The sequence below is a fragment of the Chryseobacterium sp. 22458 genome, from assembly GCF_052044975.1.
Taxonomy (GTDB): Bacteria; Bacteroidota; Bacteroidia; order Flavobacteriales; family Weeksellaceae; genus Chryseobacterium.
In genome coordinates this window covers 738,591-760,184 of sequence record NZ_JBQEOA010000001.1, presented here as the reverse complement: position 1 = coordinate 760,184, position 21,594 = coordinate 738,591, and the positions used below count along the sequence as shown (strand labels likewise).

Sequence of the window (21,594 nt, the reverse complement as noted above, 5' to 3'; positions counted from 1 at the left end):
AGGCGGGGCAACTCGCCTTTTTTCGTTTTAAAACCCTATTTTAGCTATTCTAAAACAAACAATGACGACCGTAGCATTTATACAGAAGCAGCTCAATATTCCTGAGAAGAGCATCAACAATACTTTACAATTACTGGCAGAAGACTGCACCATTCCTTTTATTGCCCGTTACCGGAAGGATAAAACCGGAAACCTTGATGAAACACAGATTGAGCAGATCGCCAAGATCAGTAAGCAGTTTGAAGAGATCATCAAAAGAAAGGAATCTATTCTAAAGTCTATAGAAGAACAGGATGCATTGACCTCTGAACTCAGACAAAGGATTGAAGACAGTTTTGACCTTCAGGAACTGGAAGACCTATACCTACCTTTTAAAAAACGTAAGAAAACCAGGGCTGATGCCGCTAAAGAAAAAGGACTGGAACCTTTAGCCAAAATCATCATGAGCCAGAAGAATAATGATATTGCACTGCTGGCATCGAAATACGTAAACAATGAGGTGGGATCTGAGGAAGAGGCACTTCAGGGAGCCAGGGATATCATGGCTGAATGGATCAATGAAAATATGTATGTGCGTAAAAATCTTCGCCGCATATTCCAGCGCAAGGCTGTGGTAACTTCAAAAGTTGTGAAGGCCAAAAAAGATGAGGAAGAAGCCCAGAAATTTTCCCAGTATTTTGAATGGGAAGAGAACCTCAACAGAACGCCTTCACACAGGCTTCTCGCCATGCTGAGGGCAGAATCTGAAGGATTTGTAAAGACCAATGTGGGAATTGACAAGGAAGAAGCTATTGACTTCATAGAAAAAGCCATCATTAAATCAAATAATGAAAGCGCAGAGCAGATCGCCCTGGCCATTAAAGACAGTTATAAAAGACTTCTGGAGCCTGCCATTTCCAATGAAGCCCTGCAGGAAGCCAAGGAAAAAGCGGATCAGAAAGCCATTGAAATCTTCTCTGAGAATCTGGGTCAACTGCTTTTAGCCCCACCTTTGGGAGAGAAAAGAATTCTGGCGATAGATCCGGGATACAGAAGCGGCTGTAAAGTGGTTTGCCTGGATGAGAAAGGGGATCTGCTGCATAACGAAACCCTTTACCCTCATGCTCCCCAGAATGAAAGCGGAATGGCAATGAAAAAAATCCGTTCTATGGTGAACGCCTATAATATTGAAGCGATCTCTATCGGAAACGGAACAGCGAGCCGTGAAACAGAGTTTTTTATTAAAAAGATTGCTTTTGACAAACCGTTACAGGTTTTCGTGGTTTCTGAAGCAGGAGCCTCTGTGTATTCTGCAAGTAAGATTGCAAGGGAGGAATTCCCAACGTATGACGTGACTGTACGTGGGGCAGTTTCGATCGGAAGGAGACTTTCTGATCCGTTGGCAGAGCTGGTAAAAATTGATCCGAAATCTATCGGAGTCGGGCAATATCAGCATGATGTAGATCAGACACAATTGAAAAACGAACTAGATTCTACAGTGATGAAATGTGTCAACTCAGTGGGGATCAATTTAAATACAGCCAGTAAATCTTTATTAAGCTATGTTTCCGGGATCGGAGAAAAAATGGCTGAAAATATCGTTAATTACCGGGCTGAAAACGGTGCTTTTGAAGATAGGAAGCAATTGAAAAAAGTTCCAAGGCTTGGAGAAAAAGCATTCCAGCAGGCGGCAGCTTTTGTAAGGATCTCCAATGCTAAAAATCCCCTGGATAATTCTGCAGTACACCCCGAAGCTTACGGAATTGTAGAAAAAATGGCTAAAGACCTGGGCATTAAAACAAACGAACTGATTGCCAATAAAGAAAAAATAGCTCTGGTAAAACCCGAGTCGTACATCACGGAGGAGATCGGAATTCTAGGTATCAAAGATATCCTGAAAGAGCTTGAAAAACCTGGTCTGGATCCTAGAACAGCGGCTAAAGTTTTTGAATTTGATCCCAATGTAAAAAGCATTAAAGATCTGAAAGCAGGAATGATTCTTCCGGGAATTGTCAATAATATCACCGCCTTCGGGTGTTTTGTAGACCTAGGCATCAAAGAAAGCGGACTTGTACACATTTCGCAGCTGAAAGACGGCTTTGTATCTGATGTCAACGAAGTGGTAAAGCTTCACCAGCACGTAAGGGTAAAAGTAACGGAGGTAGATGAAGCGAGAAAAAGAGTTCAGCTGAGTATGATTTTATAATGATGGAACAGAAAGTCTGGAAGCTGGAAGAGAAGTACTTTAAGCCCTAAGTAACAATTTTCTGACTTTTCATACTTTTTAGTCACTTTTATTTATGATCAAATATCATAAGGTAAACTGTGACCTCCTGCTGCTCCCCTATTAACCAACAATATTAAACAACGTTTTGAAGTATAAAAATTTAATTTTTGATCTGGATGGAACGCTTTGGGATCCCCGATCAACGATCATCGGAATATGGAATGATGTTTTGCATCAGCATCAATTGATCGAAAGGGAGTTGAAACCTGAAGATATGAACCCGTATATGGGACTTTTGGCTAAAGATATCATAAAGGATATTGTATCCGGTATTTCTGATCAGAAAGCGGAAGAAGTTCTTTCCAACATCATAGAAAAGGAAAAACAGATCTTACGCATCCGTGGCGGTATTTTATACAACGGCGTTGAAGAAACATTGAAAAAACTTTCGGAAGATCACCGCCTGTTTATTGTCAGCAACTGCCAGGATGGGTATATCGAAGCATTTTTAGAATATTATCATTTCAATCACCTGTTCGCTGATTTTGAGTCACATGGAAGAACCAGAAAACCGAAATCTGATAATATACAGCTCATTATGGAGAGAAATCATTTATCTCCTGAAGATACTGTATATATCGGTGATACCCAGACAGATCATGATGCTTCAAAATCAAATACTCTGTCTTTTATTTTCTGTGCATACGGATTCGGACATCTGAACAGTGATGATTATCAGCCTGCTATTGAAAATTTTCCGGACCTGAAACTTTATGTATAATCTTTGGGTATAAAGAATATTTTTAATACTGTTTTGTTGAACAGGTATTGAAGATCTGCCATTGCTGGCGTAAGCCTCTCGCTTTTATCAATTATAAATCTGCATTTATTTCTATATTATTTCTTAACCATTAAAGAGAGTGAACGAGATAAGGGCAGTTAGGAAAAATCAAGATTTTTAAGATATGCACTCTTAATACTTTTATCCTATCATATTTAAGGGTCGCCAAAAATGATATTCTCGATATAATCCGACCAATGAAGTGATATTGCCATGTGACACATTAAAAAGAGACCGCCCAAAAATGAGCAGTCTCTTATGTGTTTGCCACGAATACATTGATTTATTTTACATCATATCTTGCTTTGTAAATAAATTCAAAAAATTAAGATATCAAATACCAATAGTAAAAGGCTGCCATAAAATAGCCTTATTATATAAAACTCATCAAATAGAGTTTTATTTATAATCTTTAGAACTTCTTCTCGGCTCTTTTGCTTCAGGCCATTTTACGGTTTCTCCTTTTTCATCCTGTGGCATTACTCTTTTCTCTCTGTTTGCAAACTCAGGATCTTCAGATGCCATATAGGCCAACGCAGCAGTTAAAACTACATTATTTTTCACCTCATCAAAAACGATTTTATCATAGGTGTCTTTAGTAGTATGCCAGGTATACCCAAAATATCCCCAGTTCAGAGACCCCAGAGAAATTCCCGGTACTCCGGCAGCCACAAATGAAGCATGGTCGGAACCTCCGCCTCCGGGCATTCCCGGGAAGTCCGTTTTGATATGGCTTCTTACCGATTTCGGAACTCCTTCAAGCCATCTTCCTACATAGTCATATGCTTTTACAAATCCCTGACCGCTGATATTGACCACACGCCCTGTTCCGTTATCCTGATTGAAAGCAGCCTGTACTCCTTTGATGATCTGCGGATTATCTGCCACAAACCCTCTGGAACCGTTCAGCCCCTGCTCTTCACTTCCCCAAAGTCCTATAACGATGGTTCTTTTGTTGTTCGGATAATACTTTTTAAGAATTCTCATGGCTTCCAGCATGGTAAGGGTGCCGGTTCCGTTGTCTGTAGCTCCCTGAGCTCCGTCCCATGAATCTAGGTGGGCAGAAAGTATTACATATTCATCCGGTTTTTCCTTTCCTTTGATCATTCCAATGGTATTAAAACTTTTGGCTTCAGGAAGTATTTTGGATTGGGCATCGATTTTAATTTTAGGCTGTGCACCTTTTTCTGCCATTCTGTAAAGCATTCCATAATCTTCCACATCAATATCGATCATCGGAATCTTTGATGTTTTTGCTCCGAATATCCTGTTGGCACCCATAATCCCCGTCCAGTTTGAAATAGCAATTCCCACTGCACCGGCTTTTTCCAATGCTTCAGGAAGCGTATTGTTGTCATAGCCGATATTTTTTACATACGCTGTAAAATCCTTCGCTGCCTGTTCTTTTTCTGCTTTAAGCTTTTCATACAGTTCAGGTGTTGCAAATTCTTTGATCTGCTCATCAGAACGTCCTATTTTCTGATACTGTGCCATCAGTACAATCTTTCCTTTTGCAGAAGGAAGCCAGCTGTCGAATTCTGCTTTGGAAGACACTTTAGGAAGGATGATCACTTCTGCTTCAATTGCTTTTTTGGTTGACGGGCTCCAAGCCAGTTGTGTAGCGGATAGTGATTTTATCCGTGGGTAGGTCATATCTACATGGGTAGTTCCTCTCTGCCATCCTTTCCACGTTCCAAACTGCTGAAGGTTGGCATCTATACCCCATGAACGAAGCTTTCCGGCACTCCATTCGTTGGCGGCAAGCATTTCCGGTGTTCCCACAAGACGAGGTCCGATACCATCCAACAGTTCATAAGCCATATTTTCCAGCTGTGAATTGTTATTTACCTCATCTACAAAACTTTTTACGATAGGGTTAAGCCTCTCTTTCGGGTCTACTTTTACCTGAGCCCATGAAAACTGGGCAGCCAGCATTACTGCAGGCACTGCAAAAAATCTATTTATCCTCATAATATATATTGATTGGTTTAAAGATAAAGGAAATTAAGGAGATGATGAAAAAATGAACACAAAAAAGTTCCTGTTCAACGATATTATGAACGTTTTTACTATTTATAAAGTAAATTCATATTTTTTTTAATCTGCCGATTCACGAATTCTTTTTTCATCCATGGATTAGCGGATAGAATATCTCGCAGATTGTGCAGATGCGCAGATTTTTATAAAGAACTCTGTTATATCTATTACAGGATTTCTTCAATATTTTGAATGTTGATTCTCAAATTCTTTTTTAATTCGAACAATAATAGCTCGCAGATTGCGGGGATTGCGCATATTTTCCAAACAGATCTGCGTTATCTGCATAATCTGCGAGAGCTTAAAATTAAATTGAATATTGAAGACGTAAAGAACATAAAAAACTATGTCTCCATGCTGTTAAAAGATAAACCCCATAGAGACATAGAATAAACTAATTCCTGGTAAACTGATGCATCATTACAAGTGAATTACTTCCCGTTCACAAAAGCTTTTTCCTCTTCTGAAAGCAATGTAGTATTCACTTTATTTTCTTTCACCGCACCATTATTCCAGATACTGATCTTAAAATCAACTTTCGGATCCAGTCCTTTTTTGTCAGACGGGGTAAATGTATTGTAGACCATCTCACGGCTGAACTTTCTCACATGGGTTTCACCTTTGTAATAAGAAGTAAATTTATCACCTTCAAGCCTGGTCATTGCAGGAATATAAGAACCGTTTTTCTTATAGAAATCAAAGATCAGCGAAGCATCCCCCAGTTTATAGTCGAACTCTCTACCATCAGTCATCTTCCTTTTGACAACCGGATAGTTTTCCTGGAAATAATGGGTTTCAAAATAGGTAATAACCTTATCTGCCGTATTGTATTTGAATTCCCCTTTCATGTTTACTCCGGTCACAGAAGTAATTTTAAAAGTGATCAACTGTTCGTTTCCTTCTTCAAAGATCAGTCTTCCGGTACACCTGGTTCCTTTCATTTTCAGATGCTGAAGCTCTCTGTACAGTTCGAAATTCAGGAAAAAGTTCCCCAGATATTCATGAGAAAATTCGTTGGTTTTACCTGTAAAAATGCTGTCTGATTTTATGTTTTTTAAATATTTCACATTATTCAGCTGCATCTGAAGAATCTCATCATAATCTTTACGCAAACCCTGTTTGAAATTATACATATTGTCTCTTGTCCATAATTTTGCCTCAGCAATGACCAGAAAAAACAGTTTATTATTGTCAAAACTTTTCTCCTTATACACTATATCATATAAAGAAGGTGCATCATAATACCGCTTATGATAATTTTTAGCAACATCTTCAAAGATTTTTTTGACATCTACATTCACAATTTTTATTTCCCCGATATCTTTATACAGAGGTTTAAGCTTTATTTGTGGACTGAAATTACGGACCTCTGTCTTCTGGTAGCCTGAAGCCGAAATTTCAAAAACAGGAACATCATTGCTAACAGGGGCTATACCATCTTCATTGGTATACAGAATCTGATCCCTCAGAAGGATCCTTGCATTGGGTACGGGACTTCCGCTCTCAGCATCCACAACTTTGAGCTGCTGGCTATGGAATAATCCAAAAAACAGGATGAATAATAGATAAGCGTGTTTCATATACGAGTTATTAGTTTAAATAGCTGCACAAATATATGCTCTGAAACACAAAACAGAAGAAGTATTTAATACAAATTAATAGTATTTAACTTTTGAAATTTAATTTTGGGAAATAGAAATAAAAACTTGGAAATTTTAATAAGGCAAAAAGAGCTTATTTACGATGCAGGAGATAAAAAAACCGGCTCAAAATGAACCGGTTCAGCGAACGAATTATTTTTTAGCTTCTTCTACAGAAACTTTTCTAAATTCTTTGAACAGTTTGCTTAGTTCTAAAGCTGCTTTACGAGCTCTTGTACCTGCTGCTTTGTTTCCTTTTTCTGCTTGCTGGTTAGCTTCAGTTGTGAACGCTTCAAATTCTGCGTTGATTTTTTCAATTAGTTCTTTCATTTATTTAAAAATTTAGGCTGCAAATATAGGTTTTATGGTGATTCCAGCCTAACTGGAGCGAAAAAAGTTTGGCCAAAATGGCTAAAATTTTCACTTTAATCAGCATAAAAGTAGGTTTCTGATACTATTGAGCCTTTTAAAATCTTGTTTTTGCCGCTGTTCAGGGAATTTCAGCCTAACAAACTTTGTCCTATATACAAAAAAATAAAGGGACCAAAACACAGCAGAAATCTTCATTTTCTTATTTTTTACTTTAAATTTGGAAAAACGACTTTATCCATCCGGATTAAAAGTGCAGTTGATTATACTTTTAAAAAACCGTCAGATACCGTTTCCTTTTATTTTGCAATGAAACTGAATATGGGATGAATTAAAAAGAATGTTTCAAAGGAGCAGCTCTTTTGCTTTTATGCCTGCACTTTCCAGCAGAGATATGTCTTCTGCCGTAATTCTTTCTGAAAAAACAATCCGGAAATAATGACTGTATGAGCCTGAAAAAGAGAAGGTTTCCCCGGGAGTAAACATGATGCCGTGTTTTTCGCAATACTGATAAAACAGCTCCATATCTGTCTTTTCCGATAGTTGTGCCCAGATGCTATACCCTCCTTCCGGCTTATAAAAACATGAACCGGAGGGAAAATATTTTTCCAGTACACTGGATAACTGAACAGCCTGATCATTCAGTTTTCTCCTGAATGTCCGCAGATGCCTTTCATAGCTGCTGCTTTGCAAAAGTTTAAGAATCAGCTCCTGGTAAACAGGCGAAACCGATCTTCCCAGACTGAATTTGACCCTTTCTGCTTTTGAATAAGAATCTCCGGCATACAGCCATCCTAAACGGATACCGGGTGCCAGTGTTTTTGAAAATGATGAATACATCATGACCAGCCCTTTAATATCAAAAGCTTTGATACTACAAGGTCTTTTCTCTCCAAAATAGAGGTCGGAATACATATCGTTTTCTATAATACTTACTTGATTGTGTTCAGCAATGCTGAGCAGATCTTTTTTAGTGCTATCGCTCATAACGGCTCCTGTAGGGTTATGAAAGTTCGGTGTGACCACCAAAGCACGGATATCATTTTCTTCACAGGCTGTCCGGAAATATTCCAGATCGAAGCCGCCGCTACAGGAGACCGGAATTTCAACGACTTTCAATTCCAGATTAGCAATCACTTCCAGAACAGAAAATACACATGGGCTGTCTACTGCGACTATATCTCCTGCTTTGGTCACAGACTTCAATGCAATGGTAAGTGCCTGTAAAGCTCCATCGGTAATAATCAGCTCATCAGGATTCAGTATACAGCCATACCTGTTCATTTGTTTTGCGATCTGCTGTCTTAAAAGCTCAAGCCCATTGGACGGATAATATCTAAGCAGAGCTGCTCCTTTTTCACGGATCACTTCCTGCATCGTTCTCAGAATTAATTTCTGGGGAATAAGCAGGTCACCGGGAGCCGCAGCATTAAAGGAACTGGCTTCAGAAATCCTTTTGGAAGTAAGCATCATATTTTTCATGAATATTTCATTCCTCACAACCGGTGGAAGCTGGCCTGTTTTCTTATGATCCCCGTTTTGCTTTTGATCTGCCACAAAATAACCGGACCGTGGACTGCTTTTAATGAGGCCTTTGATCATTAAATATTCAAATCCGCTCTGAACGGAACTTGTGCTCAACCGGTATCTTTTCCTGATTTCCCTGATAGATGGAAGCCGGTCGTTTTCCTTTACAACTCCATTACGGATCTGTTCTTCTATAACCGATGTAAAAATTTCATATTTATAAGACTTCATACTAACCCGTCAACTGTATCAAACAAATTTACATGTATTTTTTATAAGTATTCTGGATTCGGGATAAACAATTTCGGGTTTGATCATGTCAGGAAGCCTGAAACAGGGGCTGGAAGTTATCGGGGATGAAAGTATAGTGATCAGGCATTCCAATCTGTACCGGTTACATTTTAATGAACTGTACCCTTTTCAAATGAAATAATCTTCTAATTTTGAACAAAAAAAGACTTATGGAGATCGTTTCAAAATTTACAGTTGGTTCTGAAGAGGGAATTTCTGATCTTATAGCCATTATTGACGCTTCGGTTTATACGCTTCACAAGGGTTTTGTTTCTGATGACGATATTAAAAAATACAGCAATGAAATAGATCCGAGAAAAATGATCAATGATCTGAATGATCTTTCCAATCAGCTGATCATGACGTATGCGGACCAAAAACCTGTAGGGTACAGCATTATCAAAAGCGGTTCTGTATATCCCGGTATGGCTGAAGGAAAACGGGCTACGGAAATCAGTTTTGTTATGCTTCCGGATTTCAACATTCCTGAAGTAAGAGAGTCGCACTGGAAAAAATGCAGATCCGCAATAAGTTTCACAGATGTCATCTGGATCAATATGCTGGCTCACGATCCGCTTCAGGAATTTTTAAAAGAAAAAGGGTTTACTTCAGTGGCTGAAGCTAAAGCAGAACCTTTCCAGCTTCCTTCTTTCATTATGGAAATGCAGCTTCACAAAAATTAAAGAGACTTTCCATCATTACAGATCTGATATAAAACAAGGTAAGTAAATCACAATACAAAAGATTTACTTATCTTTGATTTTTATAATTTACAGATCATGAGTGACCAGCTGGAAACTATAGAGGATTATTATAACCGCATCCGTAAAAACCAGATAAAGGTATTTGATACGGATGATTTTGAAACGGGTAAATCTCATTTCAACATCTCCATGCGGAAGTATTGCAGCTTCAAGAGCCCATACAACCGCAGAGATTATTATAAGGTCAGTTTTATTATAGGAAAAGGAACATTTCAGTATGGCCCGCACCAGTTGTATATTGACCGTCCGGTTCTTTTTTTCCCTTCTCCCAATATTCCTTATTCCTGGGAATGCGAGGGTGAACAGGAAGGTTATTTCTGTTTATTTAACCAGGAGTTTTTTCATGGAAATTCAGAATTCAACCTGTTTAAAAAGACTTCGCTTTTTAAAGAATGGAGTAAACCTATCGTCTTTCTTACTGAGGAACAGACCTTGCTGGCCACCTTGTATTTTGAGCAGATGTATAAGCTGAACAATTCTCCCTACCCTTACCGTAGCAGCAGTATCAAAAACCATCTGGCTTCCGTTCTGCATCTGGCACTGGAAAACCGGGTAGAAGATGTACATCCCAGTGAACTTCCGGCTAACGTAAGGCTATACCGTTTATTTGACGAACTTCTTAACAAGCAGTTTCCTCTGGACTCTCCGGCCTACCCTTTAGCTTTAAGAACTCCGTCTGATTTTGCCAGCCATCTCAACGTGCATGTCAATCATTTGAATTCATCGGTAAAATCCGTTACGAACCTTACTACAACACAGATCATCAAAGAGAGGATGTTTGAAGAATCTAAAAACCTGCTGAAGTATACCAACTGGGATATTTCTGAAATCGGGTATACTTTAGGTTTTGATCAGCCCTCCCATTTCAACAACTTTTTTAAGAAGCACGCCCGGACTTCGCCTTTAAAATTTAAGAATTCATTTTAAATATTTGAATTTTGTAATTTTTACTTTGTCTTTTAAAATTGATTCCGGCATTTCTTGTCTTATTTTTGCAATGTAAAAAATGAATGAGTATGTTGAGAGAAGCATCTGAGCAACGCATCAGATTAATAACCATTATGGCATTTGTGTCTATACCGCTCTCGGGGTTTGTCACAGATATTTACCTTCCGTCTTTCCCTTCTATGGCCAGAGAGCTTTCTGTGTCTGAGAAGGATGTCCAGATTACTTTGACCTCTTACCTGCTGAGTTACGGAATTTCCCAGCTGTTTGTAGGTGCTATCCTGGACAGCATCGGACGCTACCGTCCGAAGTTACTGGCCCTTTTCCTTTTGGTGATCAGCAGTATCCTGATTACCATGACCAACAGTATTCTGCTGATCTGCCTGCTGCGGATTCTTCAGGGAGCAGCAGTATCAGTACTTGTAGTCGCTACCCGGGCTATTTTTGTGGATATTTATGATTCTGAGCGGGTGAAGCATTATTTGAGCTATTTCACTATCGTATGGTCCTGTGGTCCTATTCTGGCTCCTTTCCTTGGCGGATATCTGGAAAAGATTTTTAACTGGCATGCGAATTTCTATTTCCTTGCTTTCTATGCCGGTTTCCTTTTTCTGTTTGAATGGTTTTTCAGTGAAGAAAGTCTTCCTCAGAAAAAGAAGCTTAATCTATCGGAAAACATCGGTCTTTATAAGATGATGCTCAAAAATAAGATTTTCATGCTGGGCATTTTTATTTTGGGATTAAGTTATTCTATTGTCATGTTATTCAATATTACAGGGCCTTTTATTATTGAAAATACGTTTCACTTTACGCCTGTAGTCATTGGATACTGTACGCTGATTTTAGGATTCTCATGGATGATCGGAGGTTTTATAGGAAAACGCAGACTGACGCTGGAATTTAAACCCAGAATTCTGCAGCCTATTATCCTGCAGCTGTTTCTGATCATAAGCCTGATCGGCATCAGTTATTTTGCGGAAAGTCTTTTCATTATGATTCCTTTTGCCTTTTTTATTCATATCTGTTCAGGAATTCTGTTTACCTCGTTCTTTACAACAAGCATGTTGTATTTCCCAAAAAATGCAGGAACTGCAGGCGGACTGATGGGCGGATTGGTGTATGTGATCACTTCAATTACCAGTTTTATTATTTCTGTAAGCGGAACGGTAACGGAACAGAAAGGACTGTCATGGCGTTATCTGATCATAGCCTGTTTACTTCTGGGGATCATCCTCATTATGAACCAGGCCGTAAAAAAAGAAAAAGCAGAGAATTGATCTTTGCTTTTTTAATGTTGCCTATTCTTTTTCAAAGTTACATTTTAATTGAGTAATCATAGACTGTGTCATCATTAAGGTATAAGTGCAACTTCAGTTTAAACATCCCGAAAAGATATTTCTTCAGTACATAAATACGCTCAGTAGTGTGTAGTCTATCTACCTGATATCTGGTAAAAAAGCCCTCAATCTCATCGATCTCTTTCCCTACCAGGTCATGTTCTGAAATGCTGACGCTTTGATTTCTGTCATAGAAATAATATCCTTTGTCATCCATAGTAAAAAGTGTTTTTTTTCGGCTGTTAATTTAAGCAAATTAAAAGGATTTATTGCTTTTAATATCTTTATTTTATTATTTTTTTCCTATTTCTACGGTTTTTCTGATTCAAAATTTGTACAATATATTCAGTAAAATTTAATACTTCCTGATTTGTACAGAAGACACTCCTACCATTCTGACCTTACCTCCTGCTCTTTTCAACAGTCCGTTTTCGGCATTTCTCCTGAATACAGTAGCGGTACCGCTCACTGCATTGGTTGTGATCACAAATTTTCCGGTACTGTCTATGGCAAAGACCCGTGGATGTTTTCCGCCTGTCGGCTGGTAGCCAACCGTTTTCAAAGTACCGTTGTTCTGGATGGCAAAAATCGCAATATTGTTTTCCTCACCCCGGTTTGATGCATACAAAAAGCGTCCGTCAGGAGAAATATGGACATCTGAGCTTTCAAAATTTTCTTTACGGTCATCAGAATGGGTACTTATTCTTTGAATATTCTCCAGGGTGCCGTTCCCATAGGCATAAGCACTCACGGCTCCTCCCATTTCTTCAATACAATAGGCAAACTTACCGTTAGGATGAAAAGTGAGGTGCCTCGGGCCGCTTCCTAAGGTAGCCTGTATAAAAGGGATTTCTGCAGGCTGTAATGGTTCGTTTTTATCAGCATTAAAGCGGTAAGTTCTGATCTTATCCGCCCCCAGGTCGGGTAGAAAAACATGGGTAAAATCGGGTGAAAAAACGGTGGAATGGATATGAGCACGATCCTGCCTGTCCGGGTCTATACTTCCCTCTGAAAACTGGAAATTCTGAGTGTAAGGTTCTATTTTTCCGTTTTCTGAAAGTGGATACACAGAAGTACTTCCCTCTGTATAGTTCCCGGCAATCAGCCATTTTCCATTGCTGTGGGCTGATACATAGACCGGATTTTCACCACCACTTTTCTGGCTGTTGATGAATGTAAGGGATTTTTTCCGGGGATTAAATTCAAAACTACTTACACTGCCGCCGTTTTTTGTTTTGCTTTCGGTACAGGCATAAATATATTTCCCATCAGGAGACAAGGTGAGGAATGACGGATTCAGTATGCCTTTGAAAGAGGTTACTTTCGAAAGCTTACCCCTGATGGTATCAAGCTGGTAAACATAAATTCCTTCGGTGTTTTTATCACGGTTAAATGATCCGAAAAACACATAGGTATCCTGAGCCAATAATTTTACTCCTGATGCCATCAGGAGGATCATGCTTATAGTAGTCTTCAATTTAATCAGTTTTTGAAATGTTGGGGAAATTCTGCAGTTGAACTGCAAATATAGAGTATAATAAGCATTTAAAATCTTAAATATTTAATAAATAATCTGAATTGGCCGGTCTTTTTCAAATGATTGGGTCATTGAAGATAAACTCACCGCTTTCATAGAATATTTTCATCACAATTAGTTTTAATTAAAACTAATTGTGCGTATATTTGTGAGAGAAGTTATAAGCTCCCCTTCACATTATTTTGTTAATTTTATTGTTAAAAGTATGGCAGCAGAACAATACAGTATTTCAGAACTTGCCCTGGAACTGGGGCTGGCAATGAGCGAAATGAAAAGCCGTTTGCGGCAGAAGATTCAGACCACCATCAATACGTTTGACCCGGATCTTTCTTTTGAACTGATTGAAATTCTGGGGCTTCTATCCCGTAATGACGGAATCAACCAGCAGGAAATCGGAAATAAGGTAAGTAAGGATAAATCAAGCATCACTTACCTGATCAACAGCCTTGTACAGCGTAACCTCGTTGAACGGATAGCCTACAAAAACGACCGGAGGAATAAGCAGATCTTTCTTACTCCCAAAGGAAAAGAGATTGTAGAAACCGTTTATCCGTGGGCACTGGATCTTTATAAAAAAGCTGCCGGCGACCTTCATGCAGATGAGATCAGAAATGCACTGCTTCTGGTAAAAAAAATGACCGCCAATCTGGAATAATAAGACTTAAAATGATTAGATTATGAAAACAGTCCTTGTACCCGTAGACTTTACCTCAGCTACCGAAAATGCTGCAAGAGTTGCCGCAGACTGGGCCAAACAATATGAATATCAGCAGATCATCCTTCTAAAAACAGCAGGAGAATCTGAATTTGATTACCTTCACATTGCAGAAGGTCATTCTTTTGTGAATGAAGAGAGCATCAACAATCTGCTGAAAAAAACAGAAATGCTGTTTGATCACCTGAGCCATATGATCACAGAGATAGCACCGGATGTAAAAGTTTCAAGAATATTAAGCGACTGGGCTCTTACCCGGAGCATCAATGAATTTTTAAAAGATCAGCCTTCGGTAGAACTGATTGTTTTGGGAAGTGATGATGCTTCTTCATCTCAGGAAAGCTTTGTTTCCGATCATATCATAAGCATTGCGAGAACCAGCCCTGTTAAAACCCTGATCGTGCCCAACAGCTATCACTACAATACAATCAAAAATATTCTGATTCCCTGTGATATCAAAGGAATCAAAAGGCTGGAGAGACTGTTTCATCACAAATACATCATCCACCGGCAGGATATCCGCCTTATGTTTTTAAATATCAATACTCATAAAAACAATGATATTGATGATGACAAGAAAAGAGAACTTGAAGAATATATTCAAAGACATTTAAATGAAATCCCAAGCAGTACTCATTATTCTCATGATGAAGATATCATCAGCGGAATTCTGAATTTTGCGTCCGGACATGATACAGACCTCATCATTGCTTTGCCCGGTGAGCATAGTTTCCTGTATTACCTGGCCAGCAGAAGTATTTCAGAAGGCATTTACCAGAATACCAGCCAGCCTGTTCTGATTTTAAAATAACGGATCTCAGGAAAATTAATAATAGATCTTCGTACTGTCCAGCCTGACAAGCTTTTGTTCATTCATTTTTTTCACATAGCGGATTACGGTTTCCACTCTCATTCCGGTAAGGGTAGCAATTTGCTGCCTGGTATAAGGAATCAGGAATGAGTACATTTCTTCAAATCCGAAGTACATTTTTAGATGGTCAAAAAGTTTCTGCAGTTTTATGATCGGGTCTGAAATGGCCAGAAAACTGGAGATCATGTACCTGAAATGCAGCCTGTCGGCGGTATATCTGCTTATTTCAAGCATTAATGCGGGCTTATCCAGCAGAATCTTCAGAAATTGATCTTTGGGGATCTTAATAATTTCGCAACCGGTTACTGCAATTGCATTGACGGCATAATTGTGCCCGGTAAACAAATAGCTCTCTCCAATACAATGACCGTCAAAAGGAAGTCCATGAACAAATTCTTTCCCGTCTTCCAGGAACGTGTTCAGTTTTACTGTTCCACATTTTATCTGGAAATAATATTTGGCTGACGTTCCTTCCTCAAAAACAACATCCGCAGGATTATATTTTTCCAGTTTGGCCCCATTCGAAAATAATAAGTCTTCGCATATAATCATCTTTCCCACTATTAATTGGTAAAAATACTTAAAGTATAATGAATATTGCAAGTTATTAAATACCACAGCTGTAAAAGGACAGGGAATTACAGGGAATTCAGATTACTGATGATCCTTAACTTTTATAAAATTTTTGAAAAGTATTGTATACAGAATCATATTTTATGATCTGTTTTTGAACATTACAGATTCTCATAGGACTGTTTTACTAAAAAAGAGGTTGCTCTTTTGATATGTTCCCGCCCTTCAGGAGTATTGAGATCCAGCCCGCAAAAAATACTGCCATTCATGGAAGCATACAGGTTCAGATAATACATCCCGGAAATCATAATGGCCATGACTGCACGAAAATCATCTAAACGTTCTCCAAAAGTATCTTTCAGCAGTCTGAAAATACGCTCTCCGTTTTCTTCCCGTATATCAGACAGCTTTTTTAATGATTTCCGGGGTTCGGACAAGCCCCAGACCAATAATTTCTGGGCTTCCTTATTATTGTAAAGATAATCCAATTGTGAAAACAGCATGTTTACCGTAAATAATTGCCCTTCATGAACTATTTGCGGCTTATATTTTTCAAATTCTTCTGGGGTTACTTTACTCCAAAAATCCTGTGAACTGATATATTCGTCGATAAGGCCATCGATTCCGCCAAAATACATATAAATCATTTTCTTGTCCACCCCTGCTTTAGCTGCGATATCATTTACCTTTAATCCTGTAAATCCTTTTGTTTTCAGGATTTTCCCAACGGCATCCAGGAATCTTTTTTTACTTCGTTCCTTATTCCGGATACTGCCTGCTGATGATTTTCTTTCCATGATAAACATTCAATATTACAAGTTTATGAATTTTTTTCAAATTCTAGACACTAACCAGTGTCTTATTTCATATATTTGCACAAACTAAAAACCATTCTATATATATAAACTATCTAGGGTGGAAATTTTTTTCGAAAACACTAAGGTAAAAACACTAAAAGCAACAGCATCATCAGATTTTCTAATGATGCTGTCTTATTGATAATGGATGAGGAGGAAGTCAGCTGATGGGGATTGTTTTTCCTGTCCTGCTACAGACTAAAGATTCTTGTAAGTTTGCTCTACTAAAAAAGATATTGCTCTTTTGATTTTTTCCCGGCCATCAGCAGCGTTCACATCCAATCCGCAAAAAATACTTCCGTTCACAGAAGAAAATATGTTCAGATAGTACAGTCCTGAAACCATGATCGCCATTACTGCCCGAAAATCCGCTGAACGTTCTTTGAAGTACGGTTCGAAAATATTTTCAAAGATATATTCCCCGTTCTCTTCCTGAGCGTCAATCAGTTTTCTCAATGATTTACGGGATTCAGAGATACTCCAGAGCATTAGCTTTTGGGCTTCTTTATTACTGTACACATAATCAAACTGTGATAACAGCATCTCTTTGATAAAAGATTCTCCTCCGTCATTAGTCTCCGGAATGATCTTATCTACCTTGTCTGTTGTCACCTTAATCCAATAATCCTGTGTACGGATATACTCGTCTATCAGGCCATCCATACCGCCAAAATAGGTATAAATCATTTTTTTATCTACTCCTGCCGTTTTTGCAATGTCATTTACTTTTAATCCTGCATAACCTCTCGTTTTCAGAATTTTCCCCACCGCATCCAAGAATTTCTTTTTACTGCGTTCCTTGTTCCGGATACTGCCTGCTGATGACTTTCTTTCCATAATCAAAAATTCGATAATGCAAAGTTTGTAATTTTTTTTCAAACTAGACACTAATTAGTGTCTTATTTTTATATATTTGCATTAAACTAAAAACCATTCTACATATAAACACTATTCAGGGTGGGAAAAAAATTTCGAACGCTGAGGTAAAAACACTAAAAGCAAGCAGCACCATCGGGAAATCCAATGATGCTGTTTTTATTTATGATAAATATTCTGATCCGCAAACGTAAGCAGCACGTGAAAAATTTCTTCTCCGTATAAATTGCTGCTGAAAATTGACATTAATCCTATAGAATACTACAGATTCTCATAGGTTTGTTCTACTAAGAAAGTGATTGCTTTTTTGATTCTTTCCCGGCCTTCAGTAGAATTCATATCCAAGCCACAAAACATGCTTCCGTTGACCGATGAAAAGATATTAAGGTAATAAAGTCCTGAGACCATGATCGCCATTACTGCCCGAAAATCCTCCGAACGTTCTTTAAAATGAGGATCGAAAATATTGTCAAAAATATACTCTCCGTTTTCTTCCTGCGTATCAATCAGTTTTCTCAATGATTTGCGGGGTTCGGATATACTCCAGAGTAACAGCTTCTGTGCTTCCTTACTAGTGTACACATAATCAAACTGTGATAATAACATTTCTTTGATAAATGATACTCCCCCATCATTGATACCCGGAATAATTTTATCTATTTTATCTGTTGTGACTTTGATCCAATAATCCTGTGAACGGATATACTCGTCGATCAGGCCATCCATACCTCCAAAATAGGTATAGATCATTTTTTTATCCACGCCTGCCGTAGCCGCAATATCATTTACTTTTAATCCTGCATAACCTTTTGTTTTCAGAATTTTTCCAACGGCGTCCAGAAATTTCTTTTTACTTCGTTCCTTATTCCGGATACTGCCTGCTGCTGATTTTCTTTCCATGATTAAACATTCAATGATACAAGTTTAAGAAATTTTTAATTATTTTAGACACTGCATAGTGTCTTAATTTGTATATTTGCACAAACTAAACCATTTTATATATTAAAAACACCTTTTTAAGTTGAAAAAAATGAAACCCGATTCTGATTGTATTATATGTAGTTAAGGATAAAAAAGCGTTCGGACACAAGGAATTCAGATTCTTGTTCAAGAATAAAAGTTAGTTCGCCGGAAAATGGCAGTTTCTGTAAAAAGATACGGTCTTTTCCAACTCCGAGGTATGAATGCTGAACCTTAAAACATGGATCAACCAGAATCCCAGATTTCGGATTGAAGTCAGTAAAGCCTTTTCAGCTAAAAAGCTGGAGAGACCGGATGATTTCCCCGTGAGATGGTTTCCCTCAGTTTAAAAACGCTTCATATAGCAATATAATGAGGCAAAACAAAGTGATTATTTGACACTATTGATGATGAGGTAATTGCAGCGGTAAAAACTGCAATAAAACAATTTTGAAAACCGATCACTAAGGTAAAAACACTAAATGCGGCAGTATCATTAGATTTTCTAGTGATGCTGTTTTTATTTTATACAATCTATTGAGCACATCGGATCAAGAGCAAAAATTGTAAAGTTTTATTTAGATCTATTTAATTTTAAAATTTAACGCAAAGGATTTTTATTATCCGGTGTTTTATTTTAGGAAGCAAAGGAAAGACAGAATCAATTGTATTAATTCTTTCTAGGTGTACGCATATTTAGATAGCTTCATCAGCGACCTTTTTTTATCTAGCCTCCAAGTTTTGCATCTGAGCCCAGAAATCCCTTGCTCCGGACCCTACGGGAGATTCAGAATAAACAATATCTTACCATTTAAAAGTACTGACTCATGTAAGGATTTTTTTATAATTCATTTTTTGCCTAAAAAAATAAATTAATCACGTATATTTGAAACTAAAATATAAAATCCGAGTACATTATATAAAATCGTATTTCCTGTTAAATTGATGATGCTGTTTCAATGTATACAGATTCTTTATGATTCTGCATTATAATAAATGAATGATACCACATAATTAAATTATGGGAATAATCTATTAAAAATGAGCTGTGATTTGATATAATTAAACTTATATTTACCAAAATTTAAAATTAAATGAACTATAAGCTTGAGCTCAATACTCAGGAGCCTAATTCTAAAATTGTTTTTCACAATATTCTATTTGACTCATTTAAAATCAATATAATTGAAAGGTACATCGGCTCTATGAAGGCACGCCCGGTATTATGTGAGGTTTTATTTAAAGTAAGAACTTTAGACAATGAACTTATTACCAGAAGGGATGGTAATATGAGGGTAAAAATAAAAGGAGATCAGTTTGATACTTATCAGGAACTATCAAGAAAGTTGGGTTCTTATGAATATAAAAATAAACTGATTAACAGAAAGGAAGCTGATCAGGATTATGTTCACTTTATTCTAAGCCTGGTTATTTCTAATTATGATCTTAATTAATTTCCATCTTTATACTTTATTTTTTAAAGCTGATCTTAATTGAATAAAACATTCTATTAAGACTTCATCCGGTACTAGTTAAAGATCATTTTTTCCTTTGAAAATCTCAACTTAACGTTATAGAAGGAAGTATTGTACTAACTCAATCAGGCAACAATACATAGACCTATCCTGGAGTACGAAAAACGGAAATATTACCACAAAGAAAATCATCAAAAATAAATGATCTTTCTTTATAAAATCAAAATACCTCTCCGGCTCTATGAGCCGGAGAGGTATTTTATGATATCACACCAAAATAGCAGCTGAAATATCAAATCTGTTTTCCTATCTTATAGTGACAATCATAGATGCGGATTATTTTACAGCATTTTTAGCTTTTTCCGATTCTTTCAGGTGATGTTCAAGTGTTGGAAGAGTTTTGCCTGCAAAAGATTTTAAAGAGGCATCTTTTCCTTCAGAAGCTTCTTTTTTAAATTCTTCAATATCTTCCTTATGGTCGCTTACCATAAGATCAGTATATTTCTTGTCAAAATCAGCTCCCTTTTTAGCTTTCAGATCGTCATACATTTTCTGCTTTTCTGCATCGAGAGCTGCAGGCAAGGTATAACCTGCAGCCGAAGCCCACTGTTTCAGTTCATCGTTTGCTTTGGTATGATCTGTAACCATCATAGCTCCTAAAGATTTTACCGTTGAATTTGCAGCATTGGTTTCAGCCAGTTTTCCCATCATGACTTCCATAAGCCCACCTTTGGCAGCAGCATCTGCGAATTTTTTATCCTGATCACTAAGGGTATTGGCAGTGTCTGTAGTATTTGACATTCTTGAAGAATCACTTACCGTCATTCCGGATTCAGCGGGGGGAGACATTGTCGTGTTTTCCGCAGACTGATCAGACGGTGTTTCATTTTTTTTGCAGGCAGTCAAAGCGGCCACTGCAAAAATTGTTACAACAAAATTTTTCATAATAATAAATTTAAAGTGGTGTTATTAATAAAAGTCAATCTGACTTTTGTATATATGGCAACAATTTATCTGCCAAAAATAGATGACAACAATATCACTTCAAACTGTAACGTATTATCAATGAAGGTTTAATAAGTTTTAAACATGTTTAATGAACCCATCTGAATGTGAGGTTAATCCGCTCTTTCATAGATGTTACGGATTTTGCAATACGATGTTCCCAGTGTTCCTGAAGGTCACCTTTCATAATGAGTAACGAACCATGAGGCAACGGAAGGCTGTATTTGCTTTGATGATGATCTTTCTTCCGGAAATCAAAATTCCGGGTCTCACCCAAGCTTACAGATGCAATGACCGGGCGTTTTCCGTATCTGCTTTCCTTATCGCTGTGCCAGGCAACGGAGTCATTATGGTTCCGGTAAAGATTAAGTAAAACAGAATTGAACCGGTATCCAAATTCATTTTCTATTTTTTGTTTTAATGAAAGGAGTTCCGGCGTCCAGGGGGTAACATTCAATTCATCTTCCTTTAAAGGGTACGTTTTTCCAGGATCACCATACCATGCTGTTAAACGGGGTGTAAGAACCATTTTATCATACATTTTCTGGGTACGCTGTTTCCATGGGACAGTTTCAAGTAGAAAGTCTTTAAGCTGATCTGCCTCTTTTCTGATCAGGAAATGTTCTTTATACTCCAAAAGGTTTTTTGGAAATTCATATAAATCTTCTGAATCAAATAAACTTAGCTGTTCCATGTCTCTTATTTAAACATAAGATGAAATCAAAGGTTTTCACAAAAAATTAAGTGTCTGAAACATTTTTTACAATA

At 37.6% G+C, this 21,594-nt stretch carries 20 protein-coding genes; 8 read left to right on the top strand and 12 right to left on the bottom strand.

The window, feature by feature from the left end; all coding sequences use genetic code 11:
- The first annotated feature begins 61 nt into the window (after nt 1-61).
- Complete coding sequence (locus ACTJJF_RS03255; RefSeq protein ID WP_440698681.1) at nt 62-2,185, top strand: Tex family protein; 2,124 nt, start codon at nt 62-64, stop codon at nt 2,183-2,185.
- Nucleotides 2,186-2,351: 166 nt separating this feature from the next.
- Entirely contained in the window at nt 2,352-2,987 is a 636-nt protein-coding gene (locus tag ACTJJF_RS03250) for an HAD family hydrolase (RefSeq protein ID WP_440698680.1), read from the top strand.
- Nucleotides 2,988-3,446: 459 nt separating this feature from the next.
- On the opposite strand, the gene ACTJJF_RS03245 is transcribed toward ACTJJF_RS03250, so the two are convergent.
- The 4 genes from ACTJJF_RS03245 to ACTJJF_RS03230 form a co-directional block, all read right to left on the bottom strand.
- Complete coding sequence (locus ACTJJF_RS03245) at nt 3,447-5,018, bottom strand: M20/M25/M40 family metallo-hydrolase (protein ID WP_440698679.1); 1,572 nt, start codon at nt 5,016-5,018, stop codon at nt 3,447-3,449.
- 497 nt (nt 5,019-5,515) lie between these two features.
- On the bottom strand, nt 5,516-6,664 hold the full coding sequence (locus ACTJJF_RS03240) for a carboxypeptidase-like regulatory domain-containing protein (RefSeq protein ID WP_440698678.1): 1,149 nt from the start codon (nt 6,662-6,664) through the stop codon (nt 5,516-5,518).
- 213 nt (nt 6,665-6,877) lie between these two features.
- Nucleotides 6,878-7,054, bottom strand: coding sequence for a histone H1 (locus tag ACTJJF_RS03235; RefSeq protein ID WP_002978882.1), 177 nt, complete (start codon nt 7,052-7,054; stop codon nt 6,878-6,880).
- 384 nt (nt 7,055-7,438) lie between these two features.
- A complete protein-coding gene (locus ACTJJF_RS03230) occupies nt 7,439-8,851 on the bottom strand; it encodes a PLP-dependent aminotransferase family protein (protein WP_440698677.1) in 1,413 nt (470 codons plus the stop codon).
- A gap of 230 nt (nt 8,852-9,081) precedes the next feature.
- Between ACTJJF_RS03230 and ACTJJF_RS03225 the strand changes: the two genes are divergently transcribed.
- The 3 genes from ACTJJF_RS03225 (at nt 9,082) to ACTJJF_RS03215 (ending at nt 11,897) form a co-directional block, all read left to right on the top strand.
- Nucleotides 9,082-9,594, top strand: coding sequence for a hypothetical protein (locus ACTJJF_RS03225; protein WP_440698676.1), 513 nt, complete (start codon nt 9,082-9,084; stop codon nt 9,592-9,594).
- Between the two features lie 96 nt (nt 9,595-9,690).
- Nucleotides 9,691-10,602 carry a helix-turn-helix domain-containing protein gene (locus tag ACTJJF_RS03220; RefSeq protein WP_440698675.1) on the top strand — a complete coding sequence of 304 codons (912 nt, stop codon included), beginning with the start codon at nt 9,691-9,693 and terminating at the stop codon, nt 10,600-10,602.
- 89 nt (nt 10,603-10,691) lie between these two features.
- On the top strand, nt 10,692-11,897 hold the full coding sequence (locus ACTJJF_RS03215) for an MFS transporter (protein ID WP_440698674.1): 1,206 nt from the start codon (nt 10,692-10,694) through the stop codon (nt 11,895-11,897).
- A gap of 37 nt (nt 11,898-11,934) precedes the next feature.
- Here ACTJJF_RS03215 and ACTJJF_RS03210 read toward each other — a convergent pair whose 3' ends face one another.
- Both ACTJJF_RS03210 and ACTJJF_RS03205 read right to left on the bottom strand, forming a co-directional pair.
- A complete protein-coding gene (locus ACTJJF_RS03210; protein WP_312300707.1) occupies nt 11,935-12,174 on the bottom strand; it encodes a hypothetical protein in 240 nt (79 codons plus the stop codon).
- A 138-nt stretch (nt 12,175-12,312) separates the two neighbouring features.
- Nucleotides 12,313-13,434, bottom strand: a complete 1,122-nt coding sequence (locus tag ACTJJF_RS03205; protein WP_312300709.1) for a lactonase family protein — start codon at nt 13,432-13,434, stop codon at nt 12,313-12,315.
- A 265-nt stretch (nt 13,435-13,699) separates the two neighbouring features.
- Here ACTJJF_RS03205 and ACTJJF_RS03200 point away from each other — a divergent pair, with 265 nt between their 5' ends.
- Together ACTJJF_RS03200 and ACTJJF_RS03195 are read left to right on the top strand one after the other, a co-directional pair.
- The gene (locus tag ACTJJF_RS03200; protein WP_440698673.1) at nt 13,700-14,149 is read left to right on the top strand and encodes a MarR family winged helix-turn-helix transcriptional regulator; all 450 of its coding nucleotides are present in this window, start codon (nt 13,700-13,702) and stop codon (nt 14,147-14,149) included.
- 22 nt (nt 14,150-14,171) lie between these two features.
- Nucleotides 14,172-15,020: a universal stress protein gene (locus tag ACTJJF_RS03195; protein ID WP_440698672.1), complete on the top strand. Its 849-nt coding sequence runs from the start codon at nt 14,172-14,174 to the stop codon at nt 15,018-15,020.
- Between the two features lie 15 nt (nt 15,021-15,035).
- Here the strand turns inward: ACTJJF_RS03195 and ACTJJF_RS03190 are convergent, their stop codons facing one another.
- From ACTJJF_RS03190 to ACTJJF_RS03175, 4 genes are all read right to left on the bottom strand, one after another.
- Complete coding sequence (locus tag ACTJJF_RS03190) at nt 15,036-15,632, bottom strand: Crp/Fnr family transcriptional regulator (RefSeq protein ID WP_440698671.1); 597 nt, start codon at nt 15,630-15,632, stop codon at nt 15,036-15,038.
- Nucleotides 15,633-15,814: 182 nt separating this feature from the next.
- On the bottom strand, nt 15,815-16,450 hold the full coding sequence (locus tag ACTJJF_RS03185) for a TetR/AcrR family transcriptional regulator (RefSeq protein ID WP_440698670.1): 636 nt from the start codon (nt 16,448-16,450) through the stop codon (nt 15,815-15,817).
- A gap of 258 nt (nt 16,451-16,708) precedes the next feature.
- Nucleotides 16,709-17,347, bottom strand: a complete 639-nt coding sequence (locus ACTJJF_RS03180) for a TetR/AcrR family transcriptional regulator (protein WP_440698669.1) — start codon at nt 17,345-17,347, stop codon at nt 16,709-16,711.
- A 300-nt stretch (nt 17,348-17,647) separates the two neighbouring features.
- Nucleotides 17,648-18,286, bottom strand: a complete 639-nt coding sequence (locus tag ACTJJF_RS03175) for a TetR/AcrR family transcriptional regulator (RefSeq protein ID WP_440698668.1) — start codon at nt 18,284-18,286, stop codon at nt 17,648-17,650.
- A 1,154-nt stretch (nt 18,287-19,440) separates the two neighbouring features.
- Here ACTJJF_RS03175 and ACTJJF_RS03170 point away from each other — a divergent pair.
- Complete coding sequence (locus ACTJJF_RS03170; RefSeq protein ID WP_212651787.1) at nt 19,441-19,800, top strand: prevent-host-death protein; 360 nt, start codon at nt 19,441-19,443, stop codon at nt 19,798-19,800.
- Between the two features lie 357 nt (nt 19,801-20,157).
- Here ACTJJF_RS03170 and ACTJJF_RS03165 read toward each other — a convergent pair whose 3' ends face one another.
- Together ACTJJF_RS03165 and ACTJJF_RS03160 are read right to left on the bottom strand one after the other, a co-directional pair.
- A complete protein-coding gene (locus tag ACTJJF_RS03165) occupies nt 20,158-20,766 on the bottom strand; it encodes a DUF4142 domain-containing protein (protein WP_440698667.1) in 609 nt (202 codons plus the stop codon).
- A 148-nt stretch (nt 20,767-20,914) separates the two neighbouring features.
- Nucleotides 20,915-21,520 carry an alpha-ketoglutarate-dependent dioxygenase AlkB family protein gene (locus ACTJJF_RS03160; RefSeq protein ID WP_440698666.1) on the bottom strand — a complete coding sequence of 202 codons (606 nt, stop codon included), beginning with the start codon at nt 21,518-21,520 and terminating at the stop codon, nt 20,915-20,917.
- Nucleotides 21,521-21,594 lie beyond the last annotated feature (74 nt).

What these genes read in the sequence shown, in the direction of transcription:
- ACTJJF_RS03255 (WP_440698681.1), top strand. Translation starts at nt 62, where the DNA reads ATGACGACCGTAGCATTTATACAGAAGCAGCTCAATATTCCTGAGAAG.
- ACTJJF_RS03245 (WP_440698679.1), bottom strand. Translation starts at nt 5,018, where the DNA reads ATGAGGATAAATAGATTTTTTGCAGTGCCTGCAGTAATGCTGGCTGCC.
- ACTJJF_RS03240 (WP_440698678.1), bottom strand. Translation starts at nt 6,664, where the DNA reads ATGAAACACGCTTATCTATTATTCATCCTGTTTTTTGGATTATTCCAT.
- ACTJJF_RS03235 (WP_002978882.1), bottom strand. Translation starts at nt 7,054, where the DNA reads ATGAAAGAACTAATTGAAAAAATCAACGCAGAATTTGAAGCGTTCACA.
- ACTJJF_RS03230 (WP_440698677.1), bottom strand. Translation starts at nt 8,851, where the DNA reads ATGAAGTCTTATAAATATGAAATTTTTACATCGGTTATAGAAGAACAG.
- ACTJJF_RS03225 (WP_440698676.1), top strand. Translation starts at nt 9,082, where the DNA reads ATGGAGATCGTTTCAAAATTTACAGTTGGTTCTGAAGAGGGAATTTCT.
- ACTJJF_RS03220 (WP_440698675.1), top strand. Translation starts at nt 9,691, where the DNA reads ATGAGTGACCAGCTGGAAACTATAGAGGATTATTATAACCGCATCCGT.
- ACTJJF_RS03215 (WP_440698674.1), top strand. Translation starts at nt 10,692, where the DNA reads ATGTTGAGAGAAGCATCTGAGCAACGCATCAGATTAATAACCATTATG.
- ACTJJF_RS03210 (WP_312300707.1), bottom strand. Translation starts at nt 12,174, where the DNA reads ATGGATGACAAAGGATATTATTTCTATGACAGAAATCAAAGCGTCAGC.
- ACTJJF_RS03200 (WP_440698673.1), top strand. Translation starts at nt 13,700, where the DNA reads ATGGCAGCAGAACAATACAGTATTTCAGAACTTGCCCTGGAACTGGGG.
- ACTJJF_RS03195 (WP_440698672.1), top strand. Translation starts at nt 14,172, where the DNA reads ATGAAAACAGTCCTTGTACCCGTAGACTTTACCTCAGCTACCGAAAAT.
- ACTJJF_RS03190 (WP_440698671.1), bottom strand. Translation starts at nt 15,632, where the DNA reads ATGATTATATGCGAAGACTTATTATTTTCGAATGGGGCCAAACTGGAA.
- ACTJJF_RS03185 (WP_440698670.1), bottom strand. Translation starts at nt 16,450, where the DNA reads ATGGAAAGAAAATCATCAGCAGGCAGTATCCGGAATAAGGAACGAAGT.
- ACTJJF_RS03180 (WP_440698669.1), bottom strand. Translation starts at nt 17,347, where the DNA reads ATGGAAAGAAAGTCATCAGCAGGCAGTATCCGGAACAAGGAACGCAGT.
- ACTJJF_RS03175 (WP_440698668.1), bottom strand. Translation starts at nt 18,286, where the DNA reads ATGGAAAGAAAATCAGCAGCAGGCAGTATCCGGAATAAGGAACGAAGT.
- ACTJJF_RS03170 (WP_212651787.1), top strand. Translation starts at nt 19,441, where the DNA reads ATGAACTATAAGCTTGAGCTCAATACTCAGGAGCCTAATTCTAAAATT.
- ACTJJF_RS03165 (WP_440698667.1), bottom strand. Translation starts at nt 20,766, where the DNA reads ATGAAAAATTTTGTTGTAACAATTTTTGCAGTGGCCGCTTTGACTGCC.
- ACTJJF_RS03160 (WP_440698666.1), bottom strand. Translation starts at nt 21,520, where the DNA reads ATGGAACAGCTAAGTTTATTTGATTCAGAAGATTTATATGAATTTCCA.